The sequence below is a fragment of the Bacillota bacterium genome (assembly GCA_040754675.1).
GTDB lineage: Bacteria > Bacillota > Limnochordia > Limnochordales > Geochordaceae > Geochorda.
Map to the genome: position 1 here is coordinate 1 of JBFMCJ010000079.1, position 11,443 is coordinate 11,443.

Annotated in this window: 7 protein-coding genes; all 7 read right to left on the reverse strand. The window is 61.7% G+C overall.

The genetic code is table 11. The annotated features are described in order from the left end of the window. Window positions 1-268 (reverse strand): hypothetical protein (locus AB1609_06730; GenBank protein ID MEW6046160.1); only part of this gene is annotated, 268 nt, incomplete at its 3' end. A gap of 853 nt (window positions 269-1,121) precedes the next feature. Beyond that, window positions 1,122-1,595, reverse strand: coding sequence for a hypothetical protein (locus AB1609_06735; protein MEW6046161.1), 474 nt, complete (start codon window positions 1,593-1,595; stop codon window positions 1,122-1,124). A 3-nt stretch (window positions 1,596-1,598) separates the two neighbouring features. Continuing rightward, on the reverse strand, window positions 1,599-3,125 hold the full coding sequence (locus tag AB1609_06740) for an ATP-binding protein (GenBank protein ID MEW6046162.1): 1,527 nt from the start codon (window positions 3,123-3,125) through the stop codon (window positions 1,599-1,601). 83 nt (window positions 3,126-3,208) lie between these two features. Beyond that, window positions 3,209-6,628, reverse strand: a complete 3,420-nt coding sequence (locus tag AB1609_06745; protein MEW6046163.1) for a DEAD/DEAH box helicase — start codon at window positions 6,626-6,628, stop codon at window positions 3,209-3,211. Beyond that, the gene (locus AB1609_06750) at window positions 6,606-7,490 is read right to left on the reverse strand and encodes a Hachiman antiphage defense system protein HamA (protein ID MEW6046164.1); all 885 of its coding nucleotides are present in this window, start codon (window positions 7,488-7,490) and stop codon (window positions 6,606-6,608) included. The genes AB1609_06745 and AB1609_06750 overlap by 23 nt, the downstream gene beginning before the upstream one ends. Window positions 7,491-7,536: 46 nt before the next feature. After that, window positions 7,537-10,851 (reverse strand): DUF499 domain-containing protein, encoded by a 3,315-nt coding sequence (locus AB1609_06755; GenBank protein ID MEW6046165.1) that lies wholly within the window; start codon window positions 10,849-10,851, stop codon window positions 7,537-7,539. 47 nt (window positions 10,852-10,898) lie between these two features. Further along, window positions 10,899-11,443 (reverse strand): hypothetical protein (locus AB1609_06760; GenBank protein MEW6046166.1); only part of this gene is annotated, 545 nt, incomplete at its 5' end.

The following is an 11,443-nucleotide window of genomic DNA, read 5'->3' on the forward strand; positions in this document are numbered from 1 at the left end:
GCCAGATCTGGTTGCACATCTCGGCAACCTCAGTGTAGTGCGCGGGACGACCAATTCGGCGCAGAGCTATGTAAACCTTCTGGGCTTTGGTCAGCGATTTCCTGCGCCACCCAGCCACGGCATCAGCGAGTGTGCGGGCGTCTGAATCGCTCAGATGAAGCCCAAGCGACACCAGGCGGCGCAGGATTGCCGACGAGTCAATCTCTTCGGGAAACCAATCTCGGTCCCGGAGCCGAGCGACACTCTCCGGCGTGGCAGCCAGCAGCACACACCCCGCGTCCGGGAGTGGTGCAAAAGGAACACCCACACACCTGGCCAGGAACGTCCTGATGGCACCTTCTGGTGACGTTGTCGGGACCACCAGTGCACCCCTGTGGGCCATAAGATCGCACAGGAAAGCCAACCACGCTGACCGTAGGGCCCGGTGATGAGGCCGACGTAATCCTGCCACGGTTTTCCAGAACTGCTTTTCTATCTGGCGGATGCGCTCGCGTGTGACGCGTAGACTCTGGGCCAGACACTCGAGCGTCACCTTCTCACCCGACAACCCCTCTCGGCTTCGGACGACATATGCAACGCGCTCCCCGAAGGCACCGAGCATTGCTTCCAAGAAGGTAGACGCTAGCTGCCGCAAGGGCATCGTCCAAATCCGTGCATCGCCGAATTCGGCGAGCACCTCCCGAGCCACGGTCAACGAAGACCTCGATGCCCAGGACAATACACGGGCGAGCGGAAAGACGAAGCCACGCTCCATAGGCGAGGACGCGATAAGCCCCAGGCCTTGGCCCCAATCCCTCAGCCCCCGAGGCACCTCGCGCCAAGCCCCCTGCTGTCGCAAGACACTTAACGCGCACGCCGCTTGCCGTTCGGGCAGCCAGAAGCACTCCACCTCAGCCAGCCTGAAGTTGAGAAACACGAGTCGCCGAAACAGCGTCTGGTCGGCGACGTAGCCATAGGGTGTTCTCCCGCAAGGTTCTACGGGGACAAACCTCGGGTCCGCAGATAAGGCCTGCCACAGGCCGGAGGGGTCAATGGCGGAATCCACACTCTGTCCTGCGGCCTCAGGGGTGACCATCCAGGGCCACGACGAGAGAACGCGCAACTCCCCGGCAAGTGTGTCCTCAAACCGCTCCATCGAGAGGCTCCTTGGCTCTCAAGCGCTCCGCCGCCCGACGGGCTGCGCTCGCACACGGCCCCCATTTAAGTGCTGGGGGTATCAAGGTCGCGTCGGGAAGGTATCGGCGGAAAGTGACCGCCCGCTCTAGCCATTTGCGGTTCACACCCAGATCGCGCGTAAGGTGAGCGTAAACGCCGTCCAGCTCGAGGCGCAGGCGCTCCAAGTCTTTCTTCAGTTGAAAGATCGCTTCACCCACGTCCCACATCTGCCGGGCGAGGACAGGCTGACGGCTACTCCTCGCTGCCCGTATCCCTTCCACAAGGCGACGCGTGTTTAGGACGAATCGCCAGTACAGCTCGGCGGCTTGGTCCAGCACCACTTCGGGGTCACCGTCTAAGGTTCCTATGCCGTCCATTGTCATAAACGCAACGGGCCTGGTGTCCCTCCACTCGAATGACACAAAAACGCTCTGCCCCAACCCTTACTTCCTCCCCCAAGCGTTCATCAGGCGATCTACAAAGAGGAGATCCGGGGGATCGACCCCGCTTCCCAGAAACCTCTGAACCGCAGTGGCAATCGCAAACAGGCTATGGGTGATTCTGGCAACGGGGTTAGATCGCACCTTAGCGTACGACGGGTGCCCTGTGTTGATGATCACGCTGTTCCCCTCGACCCAGCCCAGCTCAATACGCTCTGGGGCCTCAACGAAGCCAACCTTCGGCCCGGCCCTGGCCACCCTGCTAATTGGTTTGGCCCTTTCAGCCCCTTGGTTACTTGGCACCAAGGGTTGCCCGGGCTCGCTCCCTAGGTCTTGCGGCCCCTCAGCCGTGCCGCCTCCATCGCCCTCCACGCGGAACGTGGTTTGCACCCCTTCCTGGTCGCGCGCACATGCTATCTCGCCTCCGGCTTGGAGGACCGGTCTCTTGCTGCGGAATCCAAGGAACTCCTGCAACTCGGGCACCTCTTCCAGCACTTTGGCCAGCTCGCGCTGCAGTCTCCTGGCCTCCTCAGCATCGATCAGTTCAGGCGGCCGGATGCCAATTTCCCTCAGCCACCCCTTGAATGCGTCCCTTACGGGTCCGTACACTAGCTCGAATCGGCGTGGATTGCTCTTCCGGTTGAAATCAGTCTTGCTGGTGGTCAGGAAGTGTATGAGCTCCGGAATCTCCACCAACCCGAAAATCCGGGGGCCCAGGTCCCCGGGAAGCTGGTTGAAGAGCTCGGCCTTGACCACCTTGCCGTGGGTGCAGATGAAGACGCCGCACATATCCGGGTCAACCGGGTAATCAGAGGCTGCCAAACCGAACATACCGTATCCGTACGCCTTGCCGCCCGTCTCGAGTAAGAATCTCTTAACATGGCTAAGCTCAAGGTCCACAGCAAGGTCCGTCGGCTCAACGGTCCTTCCATCGACGCAAAAGCGGAGTTCCGCTGAATACTTGCCCAGCAGATCGTAGAGACGAAGGAAGTCGCTGTCGTGCAACGGGAGATAGTGGCGGCGGACCAGTCTCACGAGGTCGTCTCTTCCACCGTACGGGATAGAGTCATCACCTCGGAAGTGAACTTCGACCCGCGTCCCCTGGCCCACCAGGCGGGTAGGCTCGACCTCCTCCCAAACCAGGCGCCCGCCGGCTGCGAAGTGCCAGTCCGATGCTCCGGAGAACGAGGAGCTTCTGGTCTCCGTTATGACCCGGTCTGCCACGTTGAAGCTGATCTTCGCGCCCAGGCCAGCAAAACCAATCCCGCTACCCCGATCCTTAAGCCCTGCGGCGAAATCATGATACCTGTCGAACTGCTCAGCCGTCATCCCCGCGCCGTCGTCCGCCACCACCAGCACACGGGTGGTGGGGTCAAAATCCACCGAGATGGTCGTGGCTCCCGCATCCAGGGAGTTGGCGATGAGTTCCACTACTACCACTTCTGCAACGTCGTAGGGGTACATCTCCGCCAGATCCTGGATGAGACGCTTATAATTGACCCCGCTTTCTCGTAGTGGCAAAACGGTCACCGCCCTCTTGTCCGATCGGCGTCGATCCTCTCAATGTCTAATCGTGGCGTCAGCTGAGCCTGTACACACCACCCCACACAAAACTATGGCCGAACCCGCGGATCCCGGATGTCCAACCTCCATGCGCCGGAATCCCTGCGTTCAAGGGCAACACGAAGATCGTTTGCCAGCTCATGCCAGGGGGAATCCGGTGGCGCTCCGATCACCAGCGTCTGTCGGTAATCAGGGCTACATAGGAAAACTCGGCCTTCCCTTTTACGAACATGGATTGTAGAACATGGGAACGGATCAGCCCGTATCCTGAACTCCGGGATCTGCGGCACCGAGCGCGGTTTCTGCATCGAACGGACCAAGTTCTGCAGCCATAGCATCGCGTCCGGTGAAGCTCTTCCCTGCACCGAGTCGACGAAATCCTGGCTGCCCATGTATTCAGCGATTCTGGACAGGGATAACCGCGCCACTTCCTCGGGGATGTACGCTGATAATTCTACTGCCGCAGTCCGCGAGCGTATACCACACATGAAGACCTTGGCTGCGATTTCAGTGGGCACCCCGATCTCAACCATCAGCGCGACGCGGTCGCACACTTCGGCTTCGCTCGAGCCCTCAGCAGCCAGATAGCGAGCTGCAGCGTTCATCACCCACGGAACCCTGTAGCCATAGTGATCTCTGCATATCTCGAGGGCGCGATTATTGAGAGGGAGGATCTCTCGCAGCGGTCTACCGGATAACCACAGCTGTCGAATGCTGCGCAGGATCTCCTCTCCGGGCGTCGCGCTGAACTCGTCGCCGGGAAACGAGCGGATTATTCCCTCAACAAAGGATACGAACCGGTCGAGATCATTGAGTTCGCCGCTGGAACTAACCAGCTCTGTCAGGGCCCGCTTCAAATCAGGAACCGCTTGATCCAGCGCCACCGCCGCACTGAGCGGAAGGCCGGAGGCAACAATCAATGGCCACTTCTTTCGATCCCCAGCGAACTTCGCGACTGCGCGAGCGCGATGCTTCAGAAACGACACCACGTCTTCTGGCTCGAGCGGGGAGTCCGATCGCCTCGCACAAACGGCAGCCAAGGAATTACGAAACACGTCGTCGATCCACACAAAGGGATCTGAGCCGTGGATTTCCTCCAGTTCGCAATGAAGAGCAAGAAGTACGTCATCAAGGAGATCGCAGTACTCTCGAGCCTTAACGGCGTCGTGCCCAAGCGGGCCGAAATCGTTCTCGGCCACCATGCCCAGCAGCAATTCGAAATCAACGCCAGCTCGCACTGCCAAATCGTGGAGCTCGAGAAACATCGCAAGAATGCCACTCATCACTGGCTCAGAGTTCGCCCGGTCGAAATAGCGTTTGGCCATCTCCAAGTCCCGCTTAACCCGCTTCTGATCTCTGGTGAGGTCGATTGTAACCAAGATCCTACCCTCAGCGTCCACGAAGGCCCGTCCCGCTCGCCCGGCGACATTCCAGAAGTCACGGACGCGAAGGGGCGTACCCTCTATCCACGGATTAGCCACGATCACAGTAGACACGCCGATATTCACACCTTGAGCAAGAGTGGTGGTCGCCACGATTACGCGCGGAGCGCGGGCACGCATTAGATGCTCCATGGCAGCACGAACTTGGTCCGGGAGCTTGCCACTGTGACAGAGAATACCATACCGGGCAGCAGTTAACTCTACAGGTTCACGCGGGTAGCATTCCCGGCAGGAGGCGACAAAGAGTTCCCACTCTGATTGCGGCCAACTGTGCTCCGAGGGAGCGTCACCGAGGGCTGTCACCAGGGCTTTTGCATAACGTCCTATCGACCTGGCGCTTCCAGTAAAGATAAGAACAGTCCCCGCCTCACTCAAGCGGATCGCTGCGGCTGCGACTGCCTCAGTCTTGTCTCGTGGAAACGGCCTCGGCATTCTCCCTTGCCTCACCGGTCGGGCAACAATGAAGTTGGGATTGAACGACTGGGTCTGCCCTAACCACTGAAGGCGCACGACCTGACCGGTCCACTGCAGGTAACCAACACGCTGATCGGACGGGCGCCAGCCGGACCTTGCGACGGCGTCGGCTTGCCCGCCGATCCAGACTGCCATCTCTTCGACGTTTGGAAGAACTGCTGAAAGCAGTAAGATCCTAGCGCCGGTCTTCTTGCACATGGCCCGAAGCTGTTCGAGAAAGATCTCGTTCCGCACGAGCCGGCGCTCAAGTCGAGGCGACTCTCCATAGACGCGCCCACCTCGGGGCTGGTCGGGGCTGGCCCCAAGTAGGTGCCCTTCGTCTACAACTGCCAGTCTTATAGAGCTCCAGAGGTCCGAGACCGCACGGAGAAGGGCCTTTGTCTTCTCGGGGGTAGCCACGATGACGTGCGCCTCATCTGCCAGAGCCCTGTCGATATTGCTTGCCCTGCCGCCACCATAAAGGTGCGACACCGTGTACCCTAGTGCCCCAATGGTGGCAGTCAGGGAACGCTCCACCTCAAACGCCAGTGACCGGAAGGGAGCCACGTATAGAACCTTCCCTGCGGGGTTGCTTACAAGGCACTGTAGTATTGCGGTTTCGGCTACCCGGGTCTTACCAGCGCTGGTGGGCAGACTCACCACAGCACCGGGGGTCTCCAGGTCAAGAACTCGAGGTAGTGCTTCCCGTTGAGACCTCCACAACTCGCTTCCAGGAATCCGCTGATACGCCAGAATCCGAACGTAATCCCGGAGCTGCGCAGAAGCACGACCTGCGAAGTAGGAGGGAAGAACGGTCCAGGGCGAAGCTGTGTGGAGGTCAGATAGCGCCAGGCGCAGTAGCCTGGCGACCCACCACCACATCGGACTGAACCCAGCCGTAGCCAAGCCCATTGCGTCTTCCAGAACTTCTTCGGCATGCCGAATCCATAGACTATCGCCCGAGTAAATGAACTCCAGCGCGAGACTCAGAGCACGTCCAACAAGAACCGTCATAACCCGGCCATCGGCCCCCAGGCCCGATGTGTCTTCTTCCGTGCGTTCAGCATCGTTGGCCACGACGCGGTCACTGTAATCCTCTCCGAGCAGCACTTCGTTGATCTCCTGCAACAGCTCCCCGTACCGCTTCCCCAGGAATCGGGCGATAAGACGTGCCACCGCAGCACCAGGCTCCAACGACCGCATTACCACGAAGGCCCGTGAATAGTGGCCTGCCGCATAGAAGGCCATAGCGCTAATTAGAAGGTGGACCGTACAACCTGGAGCCCGATTCTCCTTCGGGGCGTTAACCTGCTCCAGGAGCACTGCACCGTGTAACAGCGGACCTGCGGCTTCGGATCTCAATCCATTCTCCGCAAGAGCACACCCTGCGTTGAGGTACGAGTATGCGGCCATCGTTGCCTGGTCGTCCAAGTCGGCTAGGAATCGCGGAAAGTTCGCGGGATCCTCTCCCACCGTGAACAGTAGATACCTCGCATCTGCCTGTGCCTCTATGTTTCGGACATGGGGCATCCTTCGCAGGCGTGTGACTAGTTCAAGCGCCTTCGGTGGGCTCATCCCTGCCACATTGACCCACCTCCGTCCAACACTCCCGACAAAACCCGACCGGATCACGCAGTCCCATTGAAATCACCAACAACCTGCGGATTTCCGACGAAGCGTGGGTGCGAACCATTTCGGCGGATCGCTCATCGCTCATCAGGAGGCCAACGTAGTCAAGACGTACCGCGTCATTCAGACACAGCGTGTAGCATTCGTTGACACGATCGGCCAATTCTGTCTTGCCCTCCTGGTACAGCATTTGAGCGACAAAACCCAACGAGACCGGCACAACGTTGCGACAACTACGCCCCAGGTCTTCCAGGATCCCGTCCACAGCCTCCTTGCTGGCAGACCCGCGGAACTTGGCCTCACCTACCACTATGCGAACCGGCTGCGAATCGAGGTCAAACGCCAGGACATCATTACCCTTCATGGGCTCGTCGATGTTGGGATTGTGGCGCAGACGATAGACTGGGAGTTTCACCTCCCCGGAGTCGCAAATGTATTCTGCAAGAATAATCTCGGCTAGGTTTCCCTTCCGGGTGACATCCTTCGAGGGGTAAGGCGTGAGCTTTGAAGCTCGCTCAGGGAAACCCTGCCGAACGAGTATCTCAGCCTGCCGCCTGAGGCTCTCCAACCTTTCGCGTGAAGTGTGGTGGCGTTCTAGCCATTGGGCCACCTCACGGATCACTGGTCTCGGGTCACAATCTCTCTCACAAAGGACCCGATGGGCGATACGTGCCGCATACTCGTCCTTGGCAGCCAGCCACTCGGCGAAGACGGACGGGGGGCGGGGGTGCGGGCCCAAGATGTCGACCGGGCCGAATGACCCAATTGCCGCAGGAGCTTGGTGGCGCTTGAGCGCAGCTTCCGTCACTCGTTCACCACTCGCTTACTCACGGATACTACGCCGAGCGACGTGGTCAGCCTACACGGTGCAACTGTAGATCGGTGGACACCTCTCTGAGCAATGCATTCAGTCTGTCTAGCGTGGCGTCAGGTAGGTCATCCTTGGCCTCAAGATCGAGGCGGAGAGAAAGGCACAACTCCAGGCCTGCAGCCGCCTCGCGCAGCTTCCCCAACAACTCAACCAGCGTCTGCAGTTCGGCGGGCTTGAGCGTGGCTTCTGCACGAGCGCGACGGTGCCTGCGGTCAGGCTCAACGCGTTGCTCGGCAACGCGGAGGCGGATGCTGGAGGCGTTGGGCGAGTCGCACGGCCAGGTTGCAGAGTCGGGGGTTAGTTGAAGCAGGCGCATGCGTAGGGCATCGTCTATGGCGCTGCGTACCACGGGCCAGGGTAGCGGCTTGCCTTCGCGCTGTGACAGGCCGTCAGCGAGGGCGGCGGCGGTGGTGACATCGGCAACCCACGCACCCGGAAGGTTCTGGGGGAGCAGCTCGGTGGGGTTGATGGCGGCGGGTGGGTGGTGGAGGACAGCGTCATCCGTGAGCACGCCTGCGGGGACTTCCTCCCGCCAGAAGCCCGCTCTACCCGTTATCAACCAGACCTGCCCCGCCCTTATCGCTTCGCGCACGGCGGCCTCCACCACGGGCCTCGGGGCAACCGGGACGGGCACGTGCTCGGTGTAGTCGCCCCGATCCACCGGCGATGTGTGGCATCCGTCGAAGAAGGCAAAGACTGCGGCCAGGGCAACGGAATCTGCATCGGCAGGCCACAACCCCGGCAACAGCCCGGGACCGACGAGGCTGCTATCTAGGTGGGAAAGCTCTGCTGCCTGGGGCAACACCAGTTCAGCTCCGCGATCGCCAAGCTCCTCGTAGGATGGTTTGACCCGCCAGATGGTGCGGACGCTCCTGTCGGGGCGCACCAGGCGCAGTACCAGGTAGCCCTGGGCGCAACCGAGCGCAAGGGTGTCCATGATATCTTGGCGCCGTAGCATCTTCGGGAGATGCGGGAACTGGGCGAAAGCGGTGATTAGGTCGCTGGCCCGGCGCGAAGTCTCACCCTCGCGCCACAGCTCGTAGGGCCCGCCGGGCAGGAGCGCGTCCGGGCTCACGGCAGCCTCGAGAATCCGGCTGCGCGGATCCTTCTTCACTGCCTCAAACAGCGGCCCGTCGCCGGGCGTGATCCGGAAGGCTTCTATCTCCCCCTTGGCGCCCACGGTAACGACGATGTTGTAGGCCTGCCGGACTGCATCCCCTATCCTCTTTTGGGCCTCCTGTGTGTACTGCTGCAACAGTGCCTTGCGGGCTTCGTCCAGGTTCTTTGCCTCCGGGAATCCCGCCACCTCACGCCAGGCCAGGAAGTCGCGAACGCGGCTCCGCAAAGCCTCGAGGCCCTCCCGCGAAGGAACCACCACTACGACGGCATTGCGATAGACGCGAGGACTCGCGGGGCCAGTGGTCTCACTGAGAAACCTGCGTGCCAAGGCAGAAGGCTTCCCCACGTCGGACACGGCCTCGGGGCCCAAGACGACATAGTGGAAGTCTCCTTCATCGGAGACGTCGCCCGGTCCCCTCGGTAACTTGTGGACGTGAACGTGCTCCGCCGCCGCCCCAGCCGTGAGACGTTTCTCCTGTTCGATGGATTTCCGCACTTCTTGCTCGACGAGGTCGGGAGGGAGTTGGGCCAGCGCCTGGCTGTGCATCTGCTTGAGGTTCGGCCTGGTCCCCAGGCGCCAGGTCTTCGGCAGGACCTTCACCTCCAAACCGCCGTTTCCCGCCTCGGCGAGGGCCGTCTCGTCCAGGAACCAGGAGGCTTCGGCCCACCGCCGCAACCCCTTCTCCAACTCGATGGGGTCAGGCCTGGTGGATCCGAGCAGCACCAGGAGTTCACGGGTGAGCGCCCTTTGACCTATGGGCTGGGAATGGACGAACGTGGCCATGACGGCCTGCTCCAGTTCCCGGCCGCGCAGGGACGGGAAATCCCGCTGGATGTCCCGCACCTTGCCCAGTTCACCCTCCAGGATCGCAGCCCAGTCCTGGCGCTTGCCTTCATACTCTTCGTACCCGGCCACCGCCGCCAGTTCCCGCGCCGCCTCGGACAAACCGGTGTCGCCGGGGGCACTGAGGAATACGTTGACGCCCACCAGGGGAGCGGTGTCCCATTTCTCGGCATCACGCAATGCCATGGCGAAAGTGCGCAGGACGCCCCGGGTGCGCTGGAATCCCTCCAGCTGCGTCCACTTGGTGTAAAGGGCCTCCGTCAGGTCAGGGTGGAACGGGTAGCTGTTCAGGTACCTCTCCTCCTCTGCCTGACGGTTCCGACGCGTTTGCTCGTCCAGGGCCTCGATTCCCGCCAGGGCAGCCACCACGTGGGCTCGGAAGGCTTCGCGGTTGTGCACGGTGTCCGGGGTGAAGAACCTCCGCCGCAGTATTTCCGCCACGTCCTGCCTCTCAACGGGCAGCACGCCCGCCTCGCATTCCCGGCGAAAGACGTTGTACAGTTCCTGGGCGATTTCCTTACCCAGCGCGTCACTCTTGCGGGGGTCGGTGGCGAGCAGCGATGCTACAACGCAGGTGCAGTCGACCTTGGTCACCGCCTGAGTGAGCACCTGGAAGAAGTCCTGCAGCCGGTGACGCCAGACCGGGTCCTGCCCGACCTTCTCCCGTGCGTACATGAGGACCTCATCGACGAGCAGCAGGGTGGGTTCCGGCCGGCCTCTGGAGCCGCCTCCGGCCAACTCCAGCAGGTCCCGCATCAGGTTCTCCGCCGGTGGCGTGTCGCGCTCTTCGTCCCGACCGTCGGCGTGAAGGAGACGGAGTCCCTGGGGGCCTGCCAGCTGGAACGCGAGCACGCTCCACGGTTGCCGTAACCACCTCAGTTCCCCCGACGGCCCGCGCACTTCCATGCCCTTCTCCACGTCCAGCTTGTCGAAGGGCAGCACGGCGATCCGGGCGCGGGGAAACGGAATTCCGGCATGCTCCCGGAACTCCCGCACGGAGGCCAAGTCGGGGAGGCGGTCGGGATCGCGCACCAGGTGATACAGGGTGATGAGGGCGTGGGTTTTGCCTCCTCCATACGTGAGCTCCAACTGTCTGACAGCCTTGTCGTTCCTGCCCGCCAGCCTCCCGACCACATCTCGCACCAGCTCCCGGAGGTTGAAGGTGGGGTAAGTAAGGGCGAAAAACTGCTCCGGCTGCTGGTATATGGGTCGTGCTCGGCCCATCACCACGTCATAGAGGTCCGCAGCGAACAGAGAAAGGCTCAACTCCCCGGTACGGAGGTCGTCGCGCAGCCTCACCACCTGGTGCCATGGTGTCACGGCGTGCCTGACCATGCCGTTCCCCCCTTATGTCAGCGCCCCGGCTACACCGGGTCCGATCCTCATGCACCCTCCCGAGGTGGAAACGAAAACTCCCCCTGGTACAGGCCCTGTCGGGCAGGGCGGGGGCTCGCCGTCCGGATGTGGTTCATGATACTCTCCAGCAGCGCACATTCGTCCGCTTGCCCGTCCCGGCGGGCGAGTTCTACCAGTGCCTGGAGCAGACGCGGGAAGACCTGATTGCTCCAGAGCCCCCGTTCCTCCAGGTAGGCATCCACCCGGCGCACATCCCCTTCGCGCCACAGGTGCATCAGTCGGTGCACCTGGTCGATCAGCGGCGCGGGACGCCCCGGGACATCAAAGCCGAGGGTTTTGGCCCGCCGCTGGGTCCACTGCTTGAGCCGCACCTTGCTGCCGCTCTTCGCGTCGGCTGTTCCCTCCCAGTCCTCATAGCCTTCCTCGAGCTCGTCCTCATCTTCGTCGTCATCCTCATCTCCGAACGCGGGGGACTTGCCCGACACAAAGGTCACCAGGTCATACCGGTCCGCCAGGTCCCGGTCGCGGAGGTCGCACGACTGCGCGTACAGGATACAGGCGCCAGCAGGAG